The organism is Amycolatopsis sp. NPDC000009 (assembly GCF_055563465.1).
Window position 1 is genome coordinate 711,746 of the sequence record NZ_JBVHDI010000001.1, and the last position, 19,552, is coordinate 731,297.

Here is a 19,552-nt window from a genome sequence, read left to right on the forward strand (position 1 = left end):
GGACCTGACGGCATCCGGCATCTTCCCCGGCACTACAGGAAAGGGGGGAAGACATGGCAGACGAACACGAGCACGTACCGGTGCTGCTGGACCGCATCGTCGAGCTGTTCGCGCCGGTCTTCTCCGACCGCGAGGCCGTGCTGGTCGACGCGACCGTCGGACTCGGCGGTCATTCCGACGCGCTGCTCACCGCGTTCCCGCTGCTGCGCCTGGTCGCCCTCGACCGCGACCCCAACGCGCTGGAACTCTCCGCGAAACGGCTCGCGCGCCACGGTGATCGGGTCGACTTCGTGCACGCCGTCTACGACGAGATGCCGTCCGCGCTGCAGGGTCTCGGACTGTCCAGAGTGGACGGGATCCTGTTCGACCTCGGGGTCTCCTCGATGCAGCTCGACCGTGCCGAGCGCGGTTTCGCCTACTCCAAGGATTCCCCGCTCGACATGCGGATGGACCCGACCACCGGGTTCACCGCGGCCGACGTGCTCAACACCTACGCGCCCGGCGAGCTGATCCGGATCCTGCGCGACTACGGCGAGGAACGATTCGCCCAGCGGATCGTCAAAGCCGTTGTGGCGGAACGAGAGAAGGAACCCTTCACGCGCAGCGGGCGCTTGGTGGAACTGCTGTACGACGCGGTCCCCGCGGCGAGCAGGCGTACCGGCGGACATCCGGCGAAGCGCACGTTCCAGGCGTTGCGGATCGAGGTCAACGGCGAGCTGGAGGTGTTGCGGCGGGCGATGCCGCGGGCGCTGGCTTCGCTCGCCGTCGGCGGCCGCATCGTCGTGGAGTCCTATCAGTCCCTCGAAGACAGGCTGGTCAAGCAGGCCTTCGCGGAACTGGCGAAATCCCGGACGCCGGAAGGGCTTCCGGTGGAACTGCCGGGCCACGGCCCGGAACTGAAACTGCTCACCAGAGGGGCCGAGAAGGCCGGCGAGGCGGAGACCGAACTGAACACGCGGGCCGCCTCCGTGCGGCTGCGCGCCGCCGAACGGATCGGAGACCGAGCACGATGACCGCTCCCGCGAAGTCCCGCGGCCGCCGGACACCGGCGCCCGGACGGCGTGCCCGCGCGACCAGCACGGTCGAGCAGACGCCCGAAACCACCGAGACCACGAAGTCCACCCGTGCCTCCCGCGGCCGCACGTCGGCGGCCGAACGCGCCTACGCCCGCCGCGCCCAGCGCGCCGACCTGTTGCAGCGAGACCAGCAGCGCAACCGTCCCGACGCGGAAGGCGGGGCGGGCAAGGAAGAGCCGAAGAAGAAGCTCTCGCTGCGCTGGCCGCGTTCGCGCGCGTCGTTCGTGCTGATGATGATGGGCATGCTGGCCGTCGGCGTGGCGTGCACGCTGTGGCTGACCACGCAGGCCATCGCCGATTCGTACCGGCTCGAACAACTCCGCACGACCAACGCCGGGCTCGCCGAGGCGAAGGAGCGGCTGCAGCGCGAGGTCGCGAAGGCCGAGTCGCCCGCTTCGCTGGCGCCCAAGGCCAGGGAACTGGGCATGGTGCCCGGCGGCGACCCCGCGCATATCGTGGTCGGCCCGGATGGACAGTCCACTGTGGTCGGTGAGCCGAAGAAGGCCGAAGCCGAAGCGCCCGCCGCCTCGGCCGAGTCGACGGCGCCGCCGCCCGCCGAGGGAACGCAGCAGGGCACGCCGTACGAGGGCGACCAGCCCGCGGTACCGCAGGAGAACGCGGCCCCGGCGCAGGGAGGTCAGTGATGTCGCCCGGCCGCCCGGCGCAGGCCAGGGCCCGGTCGGCGGGGAGCGCGCGCAGGACGTACGCCGCCGGGACCCGTCGTGCCACCGCCCGCCGGGGCAACGGGGGAAACCGGAGCCGGTTCACCGGCGTCCGGATCCTGCTGATCGTCGTGATGGTGCTCGCCGGTCTCAAACTGGTGCAGGTGCAGTGGTTCGAGGCCGGCGCGCTCTCCGAGGCGGCGGAACGGCAGCGGACGTCGGTGATCGAAAGTCCCGCGCAGCGTGGCTCCATTCTGGACCGCAACGGGACGAAGATCGCGTTCAGCGTCGAGGTGCGGACCCTCGCGGTGAGCCTGAGCTGGCTCCACAAGACGATGGACGCCTTCGCCGCGAAGAACCCGGCCAAGGGCAAGACCTTCGAGTCCGAGGTGGCGGGCGCGGCGAAGCTGATCGCGGCCAAGCTGCCCGGGGTGATCACCGAGAAGGAACTGCTGGACAAGTTCCACAAACCGGAGGGGTTCACCTACCTGGTCCACGACATCGAACCGTCGGTCGCCGAGGCGATCGTCAAGGAATACCCGTGGATCAGCGTCGAGAAGCGCTCGAAGCGGGAATACCCCGGTGACTCGATCGGCGCGAACATCGTCGGCTACGCGAACTGGCGCACCGACGACAAGGACGTCTCCAAGCACAACCTGCACGGCGGCTACGGCCTGGAAGCCTCGCGGGACAACGACCTCGCCGGAACGCCGGGCCGCAAGATCGTCAACACCCGGAACGGCAACGACAACCTCGTCATCCCCGGCACCGAACGGGACATCCAGAACGCGGTTCCCGGTTCGGATCTGCAGCTCACGATCGACACCGACCTGCAGTACGAACTGCAGCGGCAGCTGAGCGACTACGTCGTCAAGTCGAAGGCCAAGGGCGGCCAGGCGGTCATCCTGGACTCCAAGACCGGCGAGGTCTACGCGCTGGCCAACGACAAGACCGTCAACCTCAACGACCCGGCGTCGCGCAGCGAGACGGAGAACCTGAACAACCGCGCGGTGACCACGCCGTTCGAACCCGGTTCGGTGAACAAGATCGTCACCGCCGCGGGCGCGATCGACGCGGGGATCACCACGCCGGAGGCGTCCCTGCCGGTGCCGGGCTCGCTGCAGGTCGCGGACAAGGTCGTCAAGGACGCCTGGCACCACGGCACGCAGCAGTTCACCACCACCGGCATCTTCGCGAAGTCGTCGAACGTCGGCACCCTGTTGCTGGCGCAGAAGCTCGGCGAGGACCGGTACGCGGACCTGCTGAAGAAGTTCGGGCTCGGCCAGCGCACGGGTCTCGGCCTCCCCGGCGAGAGCCCGGGCGTCGTCCCGCCGCGCAACCAGTGGTCGGCCACGACCTTCGGGAACCTGCCGATCGGGCAGGGCCTTTCGATGACCGTCGTGCAGATGGCCGGGATGTACCAGGCCATCGCGAACGACGGGCTGCGCGTGGAACCGCGGGTGGTCAAGGCGAAGGTCAATCCGGACGGGACCGTCGTCCCCGAACCGGCGCCGAAGACCGTCCAGGTAATCAGCCCGCAGGCGGCGAAGACCGTCCGCGAGATGATGCGCGCCGTGACGCAGCGGGGCCGCGGGCAGCAGAGCGGCACCGGGCCGAAGGCGGCGCTGGAGGGTTACCAGATCTCGGGGAAGACGGGCACCGGCCAGCAGGTCGACCCGAAGACGAAGACCTACAGCGACCACCTGTACAACATCACCTTCGCCGGGATCCTGCCCGCCGACAACCCGCGCTTCGTGGTCGGCATCCGGCTCGACGCCCCGGACGCCACCCTGCAGCAAGGGCTCTCGGCCGCGCCGCTGTTCCACTCGGTGGCCGCGTACCTGGCGCAGCGGTTCCAGATCCCGCTCTCGGACGGCCCGTCGCCCCAGGTTCCGCTGGTGCTCTCCTGACGTAACACGCGTGTTTGAAGGCGTAACTCGCGTGTTTGAAGGCGTAACTCGCGTGTTTGAAGGCGTAACTCATGACATCCGTCAGGAGACACGCGAGATACGGCTCCAAGCACGCGAGTTACGCCTTCGATCACGCGAGTTACGGCTTCGGTCACCACGGCTGAGCGGCCCGGCATCCACGTTGCGAAAGCCACTTTCGCAACCTTCAACGTTGCGAAAGTGGCTTTCGCAACCTCCGTGACCGACGCCGGAGCGGCCGATCGTGATCGTCGCTGTGCGTGAACGGGGCTCCGCGCTGAGCACCATGCGCGAACGCGGGCCGGCGAGCGGCGGAGTCCTCAAGCGACAGTCGGAAGCCCTTGCGTGCCAAGGAGAGCCTGCGAAACCCAATACCACGCGCGTGATCGTCGCGTGCACACACCGCACCGCTTCAGTCACCCGGATGCCACGCCGGTAACCTCCTTTGCTGTGTCGGTGCCTACTTCAGATCCCCGCAGCGGTCCCGCCGTCGAAAGCGGGTCCGGCGCGACGGCTGCCCAGGTCCCGGACAGCCCGGTCAAGGCCGTCGCCGCACCCCCTCGCCCGGCCAGGATCGAGCCGATGCCGCTGGGCACGCTGCTCGCCAGGGCGGGCGCGCGGCTCGTGGTGGGCGGCGACGACTATCCGGCCGCGGCCGAGCTGACGGTCACGGGCAGCACGCTCCGCGCGCAGCACGTCCTCCCCGGTGACCTCTTCGCCGCGCTTCCCGGTGCCCGCGCCCACGGCGCGGACTTCAGCGACCAGGCCATCGCCGCCGGCGCGGCCGCCGTGCTCACCGACGAGGCCGGCGCCGGGCGCCCGGTGCTCCGCGACGCCGGGGTGCCGATCCTGGTGCACCCGGACCCGCGGGCCGCCCTCGGCGAGATCGCCGCCTGGATCTACGGAGAGCCGTCGCTGGAACTGTCCGTCCTCGGCATCACCGGGACGTCGGGCAAGACCACGACGTCGTATCTGGTCGACGCCGGGCTCAAGGCGGCCGGGCTCACCACCGGGCTGATCGGCACGGTCGAGACCCGGATCGCGGGGGAGCGGCTGGCCAGCGGGTTCACCACCCCCGAGGCGCCCGATCTGCAGGCCCTCCTCGCGGTGATGGTGGAGCGCGGCGTCACGCACGTCCCGATGGAGGTCTCCAGCCACGCGCTGTCGCTGGGCCGGGTCAACGGCACGCGCTTCGCGGTCGGCGCTTTCACGAATCTCTCCCAGGACCACCTGGACTTCCACAAGGACATGGAGGAGTACTTCGCCGCCAAGTCCCTGCTGTTCGACGGCCGGTCCACCGCCGAGGTGGTCGTCGTCGACAGCGCCTGGGGCCACGCGCTCCTCACCCCGCACACGGTCACCGTGTCCACCGAGCCGGGGACGGACGCGCTGTGGCGCGCCACCGACCTCAACCCCACCCCGGCGGGTGAGCAGACCTTCACCCTCCACGGTCCCGACGGCCTCGCCGCCGCGGCGAAGATCCCGCTGCCGGGTGAGTTCAACGTGGCGAACGCGGTGCTCGCGGCCGCGATCCTGAACACCGCCGGTGTCCCGCTCGACGCCATCGTCGCCGGGCTCGCCTCGGTCGAGGTGCCGGGCCGGATGGAGCGGGTCTACCTCGGCCAGCCGTTCACCGCGGTCGTCGACTACGCGCACAAGCCCGCCGCGGTCGCGCAGGGGCTCGACGCGCTGCGTGCCCGCACCGAGGGCCGGATCATCACCGTCCTCGGCTGCGGCGGGGACCGCGACACCGCCAAGCGCCCGGTGATGGGCGAGGCGGCGGTGCGGCGCAGCGAGGTCCTGATCGTGACCGACGACAACCCGCGTTCGGAGGATCCGGCCGCGATCCGGGCGGCGATGCTGGCCGGTGCCCGCAACGCCGGACCGGCCCTGGGCGGCGAGATCCTCGAGATCGCCGACCGCCGGGAAGCCATCATCCGCGCCGTCGAGCTCGCCCGGCCCGGCGACATCGTGCTCATCGCGGGCAAGGGCCACGAGACCGGCCAGGAGATCCAGGGTGTCGTGCACCCGTTCTCCGACGCCGAAGAGCTGGCCTCCGCCATCCGCAGACGTCTGGAGACAGAGTGATCGTGCTCAGCCTGGCCGAGATCGCCGCCATCGTCGGCGGGCGGCTGCATCGGACCGACGGGACCGCCGAGGTCACCGGAAGCGTCGAATTCGACACCCGGGAGCTCACTCCCGGCGGTCTGTTCATCGCGCTGCCCGGGGCGAAGGTCGACGGCCACGACTTCGCCGCGCGGGCCATCGAGTCCGGCGCGGTCGCGGTGCTGGCGGCCCGCGAGGTCGACGCCCCGGCCGTGATCGTGCCGCCGCTGGAGGCAGGCGAGGGGCACGAGCGTGCGTTCGCGCTGGTCTCGGACAAGGACGGCGCGGGCGCCGCGGTGCTGGCCGCGCTGGCCAAGATCGCCCGGCACGTGATCCAGAAGCTCGCCGGTGACCACCTGACCGTCGTCGGGGTCACCGGTTCGGCGGGCAAGACCTCCACCAAGGACATCATCGCCCAGCTGCTGGAGCCGCTCGGCCCGACGGTGGCGCCGCCGGGATCGTTCAACAACGAACTCGGCCACCCCTGGACGGCGCTGCGGGCCGACGACACGACACGCCAGCTCGTGCTGGAACTCTCCGCCCGCGGGCCCGGCCACATCGCCGAACTGGCGGCCATCGCGCCGCCCCGCATCGGTGTCGTGCTCAACGTCGGCACCGCGCACGTCGGCGAGTTCGGCTCCCGCGAGGGCATCGCCAAGGGCAAGGGCGAGCTCGTCGAGGCGCTGCCGAGCGCCGAGGACGGCGGTGTCGCGGTCCTGAACCTCGACGACCCGTACGTCGCGGGCATGGCGAGCCGGACGAAGGCCAGGGTCGTGTTCGTCGGCGAGAGCGAGTCCGCGCAGGTCCGCGCCGCCGACATCACCCTCGACGGCGAAGCGCGCGCGTCGTTCCGCCTGGTCACCCCGGACGGCGAAGCGCCGGTGAAGCTGCCGCTCTACGGCGAGCACCAGGTCGGCAACGCGCTCAGCGCGGCCGCCGTGGCACTGGAGATGGGCTCGACGGTCGAGGAGGTCGCGGCCCGCCTGTCGAACCTCGAACGGCGCTCGGAGCGCCGCATGGAGGTCACCACCCGCGCCGACGGCGTCACGGTCCTCAACGACTCCTTCAACGCCAGCCCCGAGTCGATGCGGGCCGCCCTCAAGGCGCTCGCGTCGATGAGCGCGAACCGCCGCTCCTGGGCCGTGCTCGGCGTGATGGGCGACCTCGGCGAGAACTCGGTCGAGGCGCACGACGGCATCGGCAGGCTCGTCGTCCGGCTCAACATCGACAAGCTCGTCGTCATCGGCCAGGCGGCCGCGGCGACCCACCAGGGCGCGCAGCACGAGGGTTCCTGGGGCGAGGAGTCGGTACTGGTACCCGACGTCGAGGCCGCCATCGCCCTGCTGCATGATCAGCTCCGCGCGGGAGACGTGGTGCTGGTGAAGGCGTCCAAGGCCGCCGCCCTGTGGCGGGTGGCCGACGCCGTGCTCGCCGCTCCCGTAACCGACGCTGAATCCCCTGTAGTAGCCCCTTCCCCCTCTCAAGAACGCTCGAACGGTGGTGACGCGTGATCAGCATCCTGATCGCGGCCGCGGCGGGCCTGCTGGTCTCCATCCTCCTCACTCCCTATCTGATCCGGGTGTTCTCCCGGCAGGGCTTCGGCCAGGAGATCCGGGAGGAAGGACCGCAGGGACACAAATCCAAACGCGGTACCCCGACGATGGGTGGTGTCGCGATCATCGTCGCGATGGTCGTCGGGTATTTCGTGGCGCATCTGATCAGCGCCCTCAGCGGTGGCAACGGCACCGGCGGCCCGTCCGCCTCGGGGCTGCTGGTCCTCCTGCTGGCCGTCGGCCTCGGGCTCGTCGGCTTCCTCGACGACTTCATCAAGATCCGCAAGCAGCGCAACCTCGGGCTGAACAAGACCGCGAAACTGGTCGGCCAGCTCGTGGTCACGATCGCCTTCGCGATCCTGGCGCTGCAGTTCGCCGACGAGCGCGGGCTCACCCCGGCGTCGGAGAGCCTGTCCTACGTGCGGGACCTCGCGCTGATCACCTTCCCGTCGGTGTTCTTCGTGATCTTCTGCTACATCGTCATCTCGGGCTGGTCGAACGCGGTGAACTTCACCGACGGCCTCGACGGTCTCGCCGGCGGCACCGCGGCGATGGTGCTGGCGACCTACGTCGTCATCGCCTTCTGGCAGACCCGCCTCTCGTGCGCGGTCACCCCGCAGGCCGCCTGCTACGACGTCCGTGACCCGCTGGATCTGGCCGTGGTGGCCGCCGCGGCGACGGGCGCCTGTGTCGGCTTCCTGTGGTGGAACGCGGCACCGGCGAAGATCTTCATGGGGGACACCGGTTCGCTGGCCCTCGGTGGCCTCGTCGCCGGTCTGTCGATGACCACCCGCACCGAACTGCTCGCCATCGTCATCGGCGGTCTGTTCATGGTCGAGATGATCTCGGTGGTCGCGCAGATCGCGGTGTTCCGCACGACCCGTCGGCGGCTGTTCCGGATGGCGCCGTTCCATCACCACTTCGAGCTAGCGGGCTGGGCCGAAACCACCGTCATCATCCGGTTCTGGCTGCTTTCGGCCATCTGCTGCATGTTCGGTCTCGGCCTGTTCTACAGCGAGCAGCTCGGCCTCGGGGGTTAGCAAGTGGAGCTCGCCGGGCGTCACGTCCTCGTCGCCGGAGCCGGGGTCACCGGCAAATCCATCGTCCCCGTCCTGGCGGACCTGGGCGCGCGGATCACCGTCACCGACGGCAACGCCAAACGGCTGGCGGAACTCGAAGGGCTCGGCGCCGAGCTGGTGCCGGGCCTGACCGAGCCACCCGAAGGTGTCGAGCTGGTCGTGACCAGCCCCGGCTGGAAGCCGACTTCGCCGTTGCTGGTGGCGGCGGCTCAGGCGGGGATCGAGGTGATCGGCGACGTCGAGCTGGCGTGGCGCGTCGGGCAGCTGCGCGACAAGCCGCCGGTGTGGCTCGCGATCACCGGCACCAACGGCAAGACCACCACGGTCGGGATGCTGGAGTCGATCCTGCGCACCGCCGGGGTCGACGCCGTGGCCTGCGGGAACGTCGGTTTCGCGGTCCTCGACGCGGTGCGGGCCGGGCACGAGGTGCTCGCCGTGGAACTGTCGAGCTTCCAGCTGCACTGGTCGTCGACGCTGGCGCCGCTCGCCTCGGTGGTGCTGAACCTGGCCGAGGACCACCTCGACTGGCATGGCTCGATGGAGGAGTACGCGGCGGCGAAGGGGCGGGTCCACACCCATTCCCGGAACGTGGTGCACAACCTCCACGAGCCTTGGTCCGCCCGGCTCGCCGACGAGCACGCGCCCGCGGACGCCCGCCGCGTCGCGTTCGGCATGGACACCCCGCGCCCCGGCGAACTCGGGATCGTGGAAGACCTGCTGGTCGACCGTGCTTTCGTGGCCGACCCGGCGACCAGCGCCGACGAACTCGGCACGCTCGCCGACGTGCGTCCCGCCGGTCCGCACAACGTCTCGAACGCGCTCGCCGCGGCCGCGCTGGCCAGGGCGTACGGAGTCACCGGCGAGGACGTCGCCAAGGGCCTGCGCGAGTACCGGCCCGCCCCGCACCGGGCCGAGGAGATCGGCGAGATCGACGGCGTCCGCTACATCAACGACTCCAAGGCGACCAACCCGCACGCGGCGAGCGGGTCGCTGCGCGCGCATCTGAACGTCGTCTGGATCGCCGGTGGCCAGCTCAAGGGCGCTTCCGTGGACGAACTCGTCGGCTCGATCGCCGGGCGGCTGCGCGGTGTCGTGCTGTTCGGCGTCGATTCACCCGTGATCGCCGCCGCTGTCGCGCGACACGCGCCGGATGTCCCGGTGAACAGCCTCCCTTCGGGTGACGATGACACCATGACTGCGGCGGTGAAGGCGGCCCGAGCCCTGGCGCGCCCTGGAGATGTGGTGCTGCTGGCCCCCGCCGCGGCGTCGTTGGACATGTACTCGAGCTATGGCGCGCGCGGCGACGCGTTCGCGAGCGCGGTCCGTGTCCTGCGCGACGGTGCGGGGGAGACCAGTGACGGCGGTTGAGGAGAGAAAGCGCGACGCCCCGCCCCGCAAGCGCCGTGAGCGCAAGGAAAGCCCGTTCGTCGCCTTCCGTACCGCGCTGACGGCCTGGCTTTCGCGGCCGCTCGCCTCGTTCCACCTGGTGCTGGCGCTCACCGGCGTGCTGACCGTGATCGGCATCGTGATGGTGCTGTCCGCCTCGTCGGTCGCCTCGTACAACCCCAAGACCGGCACCGGCGTGTACGCCCAGTTCAGCAAGCACCTCATGTTCGTCGCGATCGGCGCGGTGGTGTTCTGGATCGGGCTGCGGGTCCCGCTGGAACGCGTCCGGCGGCTGTCGGCGACGGTGACGGTGGTCTGCCTCGGGCTGCTCGTGCTGGTCCTGACACCGCTCGGCTCCGAGGTCAACGGCTCGCAGGGCTGGTTCCGGCTCGGCGGGTTCGCCTTCCAGCCGGTCGAGGCGGCGAAGGTCGCGCTCGCCTTCTGGGGCGCGCACATCCTGGTGATCAAGTACAACATCATCAACCAGTGGCGCCATCTGCTCGTCCCGGTCGTGCCGATCGCGCTGCTGATGTTCGCGCTGGTCATGATGCAGCCCGACCTCGGCGGCACGATCACCCTCGCGGTGGTGCTGATGGCACTGCTGTGGTTCGCGGGCGCGCCGAAACGGCTGTTCGGCGTCATCCTCGCGGGTGGTCTCGCCGGGATCCTGGTGCTGGCCATCATCGCGCCGTACCGGCTCGCGCGGGTCATGTCGTTCGTCTCCGGCGACCCGGACACCAGCGCCGACGGCTTCCAGGCCAACCAGGCGAAACTCGCGCTCGCCGACGGCGGGCTGTTCGGCAAGGGCCTCGGCCAGGGCCAGTCCAACTGGGGCTACCTGCCGAACGTGCAGAACGACTTCATCTTCGCCCTCATCGGCGAGGAACTCGGTTTCATCGGCTGCGTGGTGGTACTCGGGCTGTTCGCCGGGGTCGCCGTCGTGGGCCTGCGGATCGCCACCCGCAACCTCGACCCGTGGATCCGCATCGTGTCCGGCACGCTGACCGTCTTCCTGGTCGCGCAGGCGGGGATCAACATCGGCTACGTGGTCGGCCTGCTGCCGGTCACCGGGGTCACGCTGCCGTTGATCTCCTACGGCGGGACGTCGCTGGTGATCACCATGCTCATCATGGGGATCCTCGCCAACGCCGCCCGGCACGAACCGGAGGCGGTGGCCGCACTGCGTTCGCAGGGGCCGGGTAAATTCGGACGCCTGCTGAGGCTTCCCGCGCCCGAGCCGTACCGCCCGCCCGCCAAGCGCAAGGGCACCGCGGCCAGGGGAGGCGCCGCCAAGGCGGCGAGGCCCGCGCCGAGGACGGCGAGGCCTTCGCCCGCACAGGAGCGGCGCCGTTCGGTACGGGAACCCGGCAGGAGGACGGCCGCGCGAACGGCGGTGAACCGCGGTACCGCGAAACGGGGTACCGCAAACCGGAGAGGTCATAGGTGAACAACCCCGTCAGAGGTGGCGCCGCAGGCGAGGTCGCCGGCAAGGCACCGGTGGTCGTGGTCGCCGGCGGTGGTACCGCAGGGCATATCGAACCGGCGCTCGCCCTCGCCGACGCGGTGATGCGCCTGCGTCCCGACGCGAAGGTGATCGCGCTCGGGACCGAGCGCGGGCTGGAGAACAAGCTCGTCCCGGCGCGGGGCTACCCGCTGGAGCTGATCCCGCCGGTGCCGATGCCGCGCAAGCCGACACCCGAATTGCTGAAGATGCCGCTGAAGGTCCGCGACGCGGTCAAGCGCACCCGGGAGGTCCTGGACCGGGTCGGCGCGGACGTCGTCGTCGGCTTCGGCGGGTACGTCGCGCTTCCGGCTTATCTCGCCGCGCGCGGCCGCACGCCGATCGTGGTGCACGAGGCCAACGAGAAGCCGGGCCTGGCGAACAAGGTCGGCGCGCGGTTCGCCGTCCGTGTCGCCGTCGCGGTCCCGGGGACGCCGCTGGCGAAGGCCGAGGTCATCGGCATCCCGCTGCGTCGCTCCATCACTTCGCTCGACAGGGCCGCGCTGCGCGCCGAAGCCCGCGAGCACTTCGGGCTCGACCCCGACGCCCCGACGCTGCTGGTCTTCGGCGGCTCGCAGGGCGCGGTGTCGATCAACGGCGCCGTTTCGGGCGCGGCCAAGGAGTTCGCGGACGCCGGCGTCGGCGTCCTGCACGCCCACGGGCCGAAGAACACGCTGGTCGTCCAGGAGTTCCCCGGAAGGCCGGCGTACGTCCCGGTGCCGTACCTGGAGCGCATGGACCTCGCCTATGCCGCCGCCGACGCGGTGCTGTGCCGCTCCGGCGCGATGACCGTCGCCGAGGTGTCCGCCGTCGGCCTGCCCGCGGTGTTCGTCCCGCTGCCCTACGGCAACGGCGAACAGGCGGTCAACGCCCGTCCCGCGGTCGACGCGGGCGCCGGGCTGATGGTCGACGACGCCGACCTCACCCCAGCCAAGGTCGCGGAGCTGGTGATCCCGCTCGTGGCCGACGCCGACAGGGTCGCGAAGATGAGTGCGGCCGCGGTCGGCCTCGGCCACCGAGAGGCCGACGAGACCCTTGCCAAGATCGTGCTGGAGGCCGCAGGTGCCTGACAATCTCCCCGACACGCTCAGGCGTGCCCACCTGATCGGGATCGGCGGCGCCGGGATGAGCGGTATCGCGCGGATCCTGCTGGCCCGCGGCGCCCAGGTCTCCGGATCCGACGCCAAGGAGTCGCGCGCGTTCCTTTCGCTGCGCGCCCAGGGTGCCGAGATCGCCGTCGGCCAGCGCGCCGAGAACCTCGACGCGTTCCCCGGAGGCCCGTCCTCGGTGATCGTGTCGACCGCGATCAAGGAGGACAACCCGGAACTGGTGGCCGCGCGGGAACGCGGGATCACCGTGCTGCACCGCGCCGAGGCGCTGGCCGGGCTGATGGAGGGACACCGCGTCGCGTGCATCGCCGGGACGCACGGCAAGACGTCGACGACGTCGATGCTGACCGTCGCGCTGCAGCAGTGCCGTCTCGACCCGTCGTTCGCCATCGGCGGCGACCTCAACGAGTCCGGTGCCAACGCGCACCACGGCGAGGGCGGGATCTTCGTCGCCGAGGCCGACGAGAGCGACGGGTCGTTCCTGGCGTACTCGCCGTCGGTCGCCGTGGTGACCAACGTCGAGCCGGACCACCTCGACCACCACGGCACGGCCGAGGCGTACGTGTCGGTGTTCGCCGACTTCCTCGGCCGGATCGTGCCGGGCGGGCTGCTCATCGTCTGCGGTGACGACGAGGGTGCCGAGAAGCTGGGCGCGCTGGCCGCGGAGCGGGGCATCCGCGTCCGCCGCTACGGGCGTTCGGTCACCGGTGCCGACGACGCCAGGATCCTGGACTTCGCGCCTGCCCCGGACGGCGGCGTCGTCCGGATTTCGTTGCTGGGTGAGGAAATCGTCCTGCGGGTCGCGGTACCGGGCGAGCATATGGCGCTGAACGCGATCGCCGCGCTGCTGGCCGGGATCGAGCTCGGCGCGCCGGTCGAAGGACTCGCCGAAGGGCTCGCCGCGTTCGGCGGCGTCCGGCGGCGGTTCGAGTTCAAGGGCCGCGCGGGCGACGTCCGCGTGTACGACGACTACGCGCACCACCCGACCGAGGTCGACGCGCAGCTGCGCGCGGTGCGGACCGCCGCAGGCTCGGGCCGGGTCGTCGTGGTCTTCCAGCCGCATCTGTACTCGCGCACGAAGACGTTCTCGAAGGAGTTCGCGGCCGCGCTGTCGCTGGCCGACGAGGTCGTCGTGCTGGACGTCTTCGGGGCGCGTGAGAAGCCGGAACCCGGCGTGAGCGGCGCGCTCATCGCCGAGGGGATCTCCGGTGTCCCCGTGCACTACCAGCCCGCGTTCGACGTCGCGGCGAAGCTCGCGGCGGATCTGGTCAAGCCCGGCGACCTGCTGGTGACCATGGGCGCCGGCGACGTCACGCAGCTCGGCCCGGAGATCCTGGCCGAACTGGACCGGCGGGCGGAGTAGCCATGACACAGACCGGGGAACGCCGCCGCCCGGCCGAACCCGGTCGGCGTCCGCGCACCGACCGCGCTCAGCGGACTCAGCGTTTGAAGGAGCGGCGCGGCAGGCGGTCGGTGTACGACCGACGCCGCACCGCCCGGCCGGCCAGGCACAAGGAGATGCGGCGGCGCTGGGTCGCGCTGCTCTCGGTGCTGACCGCCGTCGCCTTGGTCTACCTGTTGTGGTTCAGCTCGATGCTGGGCGTGCGTCAGGTCGATGTCCTCGGGGCGAGTTCGGTGCCCGCGGAGCAGATCCGCGGCGCGGCGGCGGTGCCGGACCAGAAGCCGATGCTGCGGCTGGACACCGACGAGATCCGCGATCGGGTGGCGCAGATGCCCGGTATCGCGACCGTCGACGTGTCGCGGTCCTGGCCGAGCACCCTCGAGATCACCGTGACCGAGCGGACCGCGATCGCGTTCTTCGACAGCGGGCCCGGCGGCGACGGCGTGCACCTCGTCGACGGCGGGGGAGTGGTGTTCAAGACCGTCAAGGAACGGCCCGCCGGGCTGCCCGAGCTCAAGCTTCCGCTGGTTTCGGCCGACGACCCGGTGACCCGCGCGGTGACCGGCGTCCTCGGCGTGATCCCGCAGCAGCTGCTCAAGCAGGTCACCACCGCGACGGCGAAGACCCCCGGAAGTGTCGAGTTCGCGCTGGCCGACGGGAAGACCGTGCGGTGGGGGACCTCGGCCGACACCGAACGCAAGGCGAAGGTCCTGGCCGCGCTGCTCACCCGCGAGGGCAAGGTCTTCGACGTCTCGGCGCCCGATCTGCCGACCGTCTCCTGACGCGTTTCGTCCTCTGGATCCGGTAGTTCGTATCGCCAACTACCGCATCCAGAGGACGAAACGCGGGGTGGGTCAGGGCGTGACGAGGGCTTCGATGCCGTCCAGCAGGCGTTCCAGGCCGAAAGCGAAGGTCTCGTCGGCGGCCTCGCAGGTGTCCACGTCGTAACCGCCGCTCTCCCAGATCCGCGTCATCGCCGGATGGCGTTCCACGTCGAAGTACTTCTCCCAGAACACCGACCGCTGCCCCCACCAGGCGTCGGTCGACTGCCCGGTCTCCTGTTCGACCTGCGCGGTCTCGGCGAACAGCGTCGCGTTGGCCTGCACGTAGATCTCGATGCTGTTCGCGGCCGCGGCCGCCTTGCGCGGCTCCAGCCCGATGTCGGACACCGCCGCGATCAGGTACTCCTGGCCGGCCATCAGCCCGGGACCGAGTACCGGCCGCACCATCGACGTCGAGCGCAGCCACGGATGCGCCCGGAACACGGCAAGGGTGCGCTCGGCGTAGAGCCGCACCTGCTCGCGCCAGCCGTCCGGCCGTGGATCGCCGGGGCCGGGGAGGTCCCGTTCGGCGAGCACCGAGTCGACCATGAGGTCGAGCAGCTCCGTCTTGCCGGGGACGTAGGTGTAGAGCGTCATCGTGCCGGCGCCGAGCTTCTTGGCGATCTGGCTCATCGACACGGTCGCCTCGCCCGCGCCGTCGGCGAGCGCGACGGCGGTGGCGATCACCTGGTCGAGGGTCAGTTTCGGCTTCCGCCCCCTGGTCGGCTGCCGGGCTTCGCCGCGGTCACGCCACAACAGTTCGAGGCTGCGCTCGAAGTCCATCCACACTCCACTCGGCCGTGAAGCTGGATTCTACATTCTCGTATGCGGTACGGTTAATCTCATCCCGTAGGGCGTACGAAAAGGAGTGGGGAATCGTGACGATCCTGGTGACCGGTGCGACCGGAAGCGTCGGCAGGCTGCTCGTCGACGAACTGGTGGAGGCCGGGGCGCCGGTGCGGGCGCTGACCGTCAACCCGGCGAAGGCGGCCTTGCCCGAGCAGGTGGAGGTCGCCAAGGGGTACCTGGGCAAGCCGGAGACCTTGCCGGAAGCCCTGAAAGGCATCGAAACCGTGTACCTGGCGCCGCTCGCGGCCAAGGTGGACGACTTCGTGAAGCTGGCGAAGGAGGCCGGAGTGCGCCGGGTGGTGGCGTTGTCCGGCAGCAACGCCGACGACCCGGCGGAGAACTCGAGCGGCGTGGACTACGCGATCATCGAGAAGGCCGTCCGCGAGGCGGGGTTCGACTGGACGTTCCTGCGGCCGGGCGCGTTCATGAACAACACCCTCGGCTGGGCCGAGACGATCAAGGCCGAGCGTGTGGTCCGCGAGGCCTATCCCGAATCACGGATGACGCCGATCGACCTCGCGGACATCGCCGCCGTCGCGGCGCACGTCATCCTGACCGACGGGCACGTCGGCAAGAAGCACACGCTGAGCGGCCCGGAGGCGATCAGCCAGCGCGAACAGGTCGCCGCCATCTCGGCGGCGCTCGGCGAAGAGGTGGTCTTCGAGGCGCTGACCCGGGAGGAGGCGAACAAGCAGTGGGCCGCCGCCGGGATCCCGGCGGAGATCGCCGAATGGCTCCTCGACGGCTTCGCGTACTTCACCGAAAACCCCGACAAGCCGACGGGTGTCGTCCAGGAACTCACCGGGCGGCCCGGCGTCACCTATGCGGAGTGGGCGGTGGCGAACGTCGACGCTTTCCGCTGATCTTCGGCCTCGTGCCGGACTCGCGCGAGTACCTGAAGGGACGGGGTAGGTGTGAAGGTCGAGTTTTCTCGGCTGAGCCGAGGGAAGGGGGCCTTCACACGCACCAGTAGGCGGGGTGCTTGGCGTGCTCCATCGCCGAGGCAGGTCGCGAAAGCCGCTTTCGCGACGTGTGATGTCCCGAAAGTGGCTTTCGCAACGTGCTCACCGGGCGCCACTCACGAGGCCTTGCCGAGAGCTCAGCGGGCCCGGCGCGGGAGGCGGGTCGGCAGAGGTGCGCCGCGCCGAGGCGGGTCCGCGGTTTCGGCGGGCGGCGGGGACATGCGCTGCGGCTGGGGCAATGGCGGCTGGGGCAACGGCGGCGGGCCCTGCGATTCGCGGGGCCACGCCGGGGTGATCATCGCCTGCGCCCCGACCCGGCGGACCGGCAGCCCGTGCGCCTCCCGCGCGGGCAGGCCGGGCCAGATCTCGCCTGCCTCCTTGGCGGCGTCGCGGATCGCGGTGCCGTCGAGCGCGGTGCGCGTCTCCTCGATGTCGCGGTCGAGCCACTGGACGACGAGCTCCAGCGGCCCGTCGGGCGGCAGCGGCCACAGGAAGATCTCGTGGTCGACGTGGAACGCCGAACCGCCCAGCCCCTGCGCGCGCAGCACCGGCTGATCCGGTTTGGTGGCCGACGGCACGGAGATGGTCTCCGAACTGGCGCGCCTGCCGTCGGGGAAGAGCACCCCGACCAGCAGCGCGTTGTAGTCCGGGACCCGGCGATGGTCGATCAGGCCCTCACCGGGTTCGTCCAGCAGCAGATCACGCGAGTACACCGACAGCTGGAACGACACGGACTCCGGCCACACCTCGATACCGCGCAGCGCCACGATGGTCCGCTCGGCGCGCCCCAGCGGCATCGACCAGGGCAGGATCGCCGGGACGATGTACTCGTGCGGCGTCTCCACCCAGGGGCGGCCGTTGTAGCCGAACAGTTCCTGTTCCGGCACCGGGAACAGGGGGCGGTTGCGCGGAGCGTCCGTGAAGAAGCTCATCGTGGACCGGGCGCGGCAGAACGCGGGGTGAACCTGTCCGACCTGCCGCTCACGCCGTCAACGACCACCATGCGCTTCACGGTATCCGATGACCACGCCGGTACTGAACGGTTTCACCGCACCTTTCGCGTCACCCGAAGCCCTTGAGCTTCACTTTCGTGCCCTTCGGCACCTTGGTGCCCGGCTGCGGATCCTGCTCCAGGACGAAGTCGAAACCACCGTTTCCGCCGCCGTGACCGTTGCCGTTTCCGCGACCCTGGCGGTCGGGCTCCAGCCCCGCCTGCCGCAGGATCTGGAACGCCTCCTCCATCCGCTTGAACGTCACGTTCGGTACTTCGACGGCGTTCGAAACGAACACCCCGATACGGCGGTTGCTCGCCTTGCCGCCGCCCTTCGGGTCGGTGCGGACGACCTGACCGGCGGCGAACTGGTCGGAGAACTCCTCGCCTGCCTGGAACGGCTGGAACCCCGCCTGCTGCAGGAGCTGGAACGCGGCGTCCTTGGTCTGCCCGGTGACGTCCGGGACCGGCGGCAGCGGTTCGGGGCCCTTGGACAGGATGATCGTGACCTGTCCGCCGATGTTCAGCTGCGAACCGGGGCCCGGGACGACGCGGACCACCTTGTTCTTGGCGATGTCGCTGTACTCCTGCTCGCCCTGGACCGGGGTCAGCTGCGCGGCCTTGATCGCCGTCTCCGCGTCCTGCGGGCTCGTCCCGGCCTGGATGTCCGGCACGATCGGGCGGCCCTTCGACAGCACGACGTTGACCGTGGAGCCCGGCGCGAGCGACGCGCCCTCGCCAGGGTCGGACCGGATCACCGTGTGCTGGGCGGCGGTGTCGCTGTACTCCTCGGTGTAGGCCGGGGTCAGCTTCGCCGACCGGAGCGCGTCGCCGGCGGCGGCCTGGTTCATCCCCGCCAGTTTCGGCACGGACGACGCCGTCGGCCCGGTGTCGTTGAGGATGAAGGCGAACGCGCCGATCAGGCCGCCGAGAACCAGCACCGCGGCGGCGATCATGACGTAGAGCCGCTTGCGCGCCCCCGGCTGCTCGTCGTCCGCGGCCGGTTTGGGCCGTGGGGGAGGTGTGCGGGGCGGCTGGGCGGCGGGGATCTGCGGCTCGCGGTGCAGTGCCTGCGTGCCGCGCGGGCCCGTGACCGGCATGGTCGCCTCGGTGACCGGGGCCAGCACCGTCGTCGCCATGGCCGGGTTCGCCGCGGGGACGGCGGCGATGCCGGGGGTGGTGCGTTCGGCGTCGGTCTCCCGGTCGGCGTCCGCGGGCAGCGGCACGGGCACCGGGACGGCCGGGACACCCAGGACGGTGCGCAGATGGTGCAGCTCGGCGAGGAACGCCGCGGCGTCGGCAGGACGCTGCTCGGGGTCGCGGCGCGTGGCCCGCAGGATCAGCTCGTCCAGCTGCGGCGGGATACCCGGCCGCAGCTCGCTCGGGCGCGGGACGTCGTCGTTGACGTGCCGGTACGCCACCGAGATCGCGGTGTCGCCGGTGTACGGCGGGCGCCCGGTGAGCATTTCGTACAGCAGGATCCCGGTCGAGTAGACGTCGCCGCGCGAGGTGGTCGCGCCGGTCGCGACCTGCTCGGGCGAGACGTAGGCGACGGTGCCGAGGATGACGCTCGAACTCGTGGTGCCCGCGCTCGCGACCGCGCGGACCAGGCCGAAGTCGCCCACCTTGACCACGCCGCCCGAAAGCGCCGTGCCGCCGCGGCCGATCAGGACGTTCTCCGGTTTCACGTCGCGGTGCACCAGGCCGGCGGCGTGCGCCGCGGCCAGCGCGGACAGGACCGGTTCGGTGATGCTCAGGGCGAGCGCGACGTCCAGCGGACCGCGTTCGGCGAGCAGTTCGCGCAGGGTCCCGCCGTCGACGAGCTCCATGACCAGGAACGCGCGGCCGGACTCCTCACCGCCGGGGGTGTCGAAACCCTGGTCGTGCACCGCCACCACGTGTGGATGGTGCAGCCGGGCCGCCGACCGGGCCTCGCGCTCGAAACGCTCGACGAACGACCTGTCGTCGGCGAACCGCGGGTCCATGATCTTGATGGCGACCTGGCGGTCCAGACGGGTGTCGAGGCCGCGGTACACCGACGACATCCCACCGCGTGCGAGCAGCTTGTCCACCCGGTAACGGCCCTCGAGCAGAGTGCCCACCAGCGTGGGGTCCGTGCGTGTCACG

15 protein-coding genes are annotated in these 19,552 nt (G+C 70.8%); 12 read left to right on the forward strand and 3 right to left on the reverse strand.

Annotation, left to right across the window (positions count from 1 at the left end; all coding sequences use genetic code 11):
• The first annotated feature begins 53 nt into the window (after positions 1–53).
• The 11 genes from rsmH (at position 54) to ACZ3HL_RS03685 (ending at position 14,584) form a co-directional block, all read left to right on the forward strand.
• Complete coding sequence (rsmH, locus tag ACZ3HL_RS03635; protein ID WP_465411946.1) at positions 54–1,013, forward strand: 16S rRNA (cytosine(1402)-N(4))-methyltransferase RsmH; 960 nt, start codon at positions 54–56, stop codon at positions 1,011–1,013.
• On the forward strand, positions 1,010–1,720 hold the full coding sequence (ftsL, locus tag ACZ3HL_RS03640) for a cell division protein FtsL (protein ID WP_465411947.1): 711 nt from the start codon (positions 1,010–1,012) through the stop codon (positions 1,718–1,720). The genes rsmH and ftsL overlap by 4 nt, the downstream gene beginning before the upstream one ends.
• On the forward strand, positions 1,720–3,648 hold the full coding sequence (locus ACZ3HL_RS03645; protein WP_465411948.1) for a peptidoglycan D,D-transpeptidase FtsI family protein: 1,929 nt from the start codon (positions 1,720–1,722) through the stop codon (positions 3,646–3,648). Before ftsL ends, ACZ3HL_RS03645 begins: the two co-directional genes overlap by 1 nt.
• A 600-nt stretch (positions 3,649–4,248) precedes the next feature.
• Entirely contained in the window at positions 4,249–5,754 is a 1,506-nt protein-coding gene (locus ACZ3HL_RS03650) for a UDP-N-acetylmuramoyl-L-alanyl-D-glutamate--2,6-diaminopimelate ligase (protein ID WP_465529099.1), read from the forward strand.
• Positions 5,751–7,283, forward strand: a complete 1,533-nt coding sequence (locus ACZ3HL_RS03655) for a UDP-N-acetylmuramoyl-tripeptide--D-alanyl-D-alanine ligase (RefSeq protein WP_465528566.1) — start codon at positions 5,751–5,753, stop codon at positions 7,281–7,283. The genes ACZ3HL_RS03650 and ACZ3HL_RS03655 overlap by 4 nt, the downstream gene beginning before the upstream one ends.
• Positions 7,280–8,365 carry a phospho-N-acetylmuramoyl-pentapeptide-transferase gene (gene mraY / locus ACZ3HL_RS03660; protein WP_016332673.1) on the forward strand — a complete coding sequence of 362 codons (1,086 nt, stop codon included), beginning with the start codon at positions 7,280–7,282 and terminating at the stop codon, positions 8,363–8,365. Before ACZ3HL_RS03655 ends, mraY begins: the two co-directional genes overlap by 4 nt.
• A 3-nt stretch (positions 8,366–8,368) precedes the next feature.
• Positions 8,369–9,772 carry a UDP-N-acetylmuramoyl-L-alanine--D-glutamate ligase gene (murD, locus tag ACZ3HL_RS03665; RefSeq protein WP_465528567.1) on the forward strand — a complete coding sequence of 468 codons (1,404 nt, stop codon included), beginning with the start codon at positions 8,369–8,371 and terminating at the stop codon, positions 9,770–9,772.
• Positions 9,759–11,237: a putative lipid II flippase FtsW gene (gene ftsW / locus ACZ3HL_RS03670; RefSeq protein WP_465411951.1), complete on the forward strand. Its 1,479-nt coding sequence runs from the start codon at positions 9,759–9,761 to the stop codon at positions 11,235–11,237. Before murD ends, ftsW begins: the two co-directional genes overlap by 14 nt.
• Positions 11,234–12,361 carry an undecaprenyldiphospho-muramoylpentapeptide beta-N-acetylglucosaminyltransferase gene (gene murG, locus ACZ3HL_RS03675; protein ID WP_465411952.1) on the forward strand — a complete coding sequence of 376 codons (1,128 nt, stop codon included), beginning with the start codon at positions 11,234–11,236 and terminating at the stop codon, positions 12,359–12,361. The genes ftsW and murG overlap by 4 nt, the downstream gene beginning before the upstream one ends.
• Complete coding sequence (murC, locus tag ACZ3HL_RS03680) at positions 12,354–13,763, forward strand: UDP-N-acetylmuramate--L-alanine ligase (RefSeq protein ID WP_465528569.1); 1,410 nt, start codon at positions 12,354–12,356, stop codon at positions 13,761–13,763. The genes murG and murC overlap by 8 nt, the downstream gene beginning before the upstream one ends.
• Positions 13,764–13,765: 2 nt before the next feature.
• Positions 13,766–14,584 (forward strand): cell division protein FtsQ/DivIB, encoded by an 819-nt coding sequence (locus ACZ3HL_RS03685; RefSeq protein WP_465411954.1) that lies wholly within the window; start codon positions 13,766–13,768, stop codon positions 14,582–14,584.
• A 72-nt stretch (positions 14,585–14,656) separates the two neighbouring features.
• On the opposite strand, the gene ACZ3HL_RS03690 is transcribed toward ACZ3HL_RS03685, so the two are convergent.
• Positions 14,657–15,406: a TetR/AcrR family transcriptional regulator gene (locus tag ACZ3HL_RS03690; RefSeq protein WP_465411955.1), complete on the reverse strand. Its 750-nt coding sequence runs from the start codon at positions 15,404–15,406 to the stop codon at positions 14,657–14,659.
• A gap of 95 nt (positions 15,407–15,501) precedes the next feature.
• Between ACZ3HL_RS03690 and ACZ3HL_RS03695 the strand changes: the two genes are divergently transcribed.
• A complete protein-coding gene (locus ACZ3HL_RS03695) occupies positions 15,502–16,335 on the forward strand; it encodes an NAD(P)H-binding protein (protein ID WP_465411956.1) in 834 nt (277 codons plus the stop codon).
• Between the two features lie 236 nt (positions 16,336–16,571).
• Here ACZ3HL_RS03695 and ACZ3HL_RS03700 read toward each other — a convergent pair whose 3' ends face one another.
• Both ACZ3HL_RS03700 and ACZ3HL_RS03705 read right to left on the reverse strand, forming a co-directional pair.
• Positions 16,572–17,366, reverse strand: coding sequence for a hypothetical protein (locus tag ACZ3HL_RS03700; RefSeq protein ID WP_465528571.1), 795 nt, complete (start codon positions 17,364–17,366; stop codon positions 16,572–16,574).
• 130 nt (positions 17,367–17,496) lie between these two features.
• On the reverse strand, positions 17,497–19,551 hold the full coding sequence (locus tag ACZ3HL_RS03705; RefSeq protein WP_465528573.1) for a PASTA domain-containing protein: 2,055 nt from the start codon (positions 19,549–19,551) through the stop codon (positions 17,497–17,499).
• Position 19,552 lies beyond the last annotated feature (1 nt).

Bases quoted from the DNA above. Each gene is read 5' to 3' on its own strand.
- rsmH (WP_465411946.1), top strand. From the start codon at position 54: ATGGCAGACGAACACGAGCACGTACCGGTGCTGCTGGACCGCATCGTC.
- ftsL (WP_465411947.1), top strand. From the start codon at position 1,010: ATGACCGCTCCCGCGAAGTCCCGCGGCCGCCGGACACCGGCGCCCGGA.
- ACZ3HL_RS03645 (WP_465411948.1), top strand. From the start codon at position 1,720: ATGTCGCCCGGCCGCCCGGCGCAGGCCAGGGCCCGGTCGGCGGGGAGC.
- ACZ3HL_RS03650 (WP_465529099.1), top strand. From the start codon at position 4,249: ATGCCGCTGGGCACGCTGCTCGCCAGGGCGGGCGCGCGGCTCGTGGTG.
- ACZ3HL_RS03685 (WP_465411954.1), top strand. From the start codon at position 13,766: ATGACACAGACCGGGGAACGCCGCCGCCCGGCCGAACCCGGTCGGCGT.
- ACZ3HL_RS03690 (WP_465411955.1), bottom strand. From the start codon at position 15,406: ATGGACTTCGAGCGCAGCCTCGAACTGTTGTGGCGTGACCGCGGCGAA.
- ACZ3HL_RS03700 (WP_465528571.1), bottom strand. From the start codon at position 17,366: ATGAGCTTCTTCACGGACGCTCCGCGCAACCGCCCCCTGTTCCCGGTG.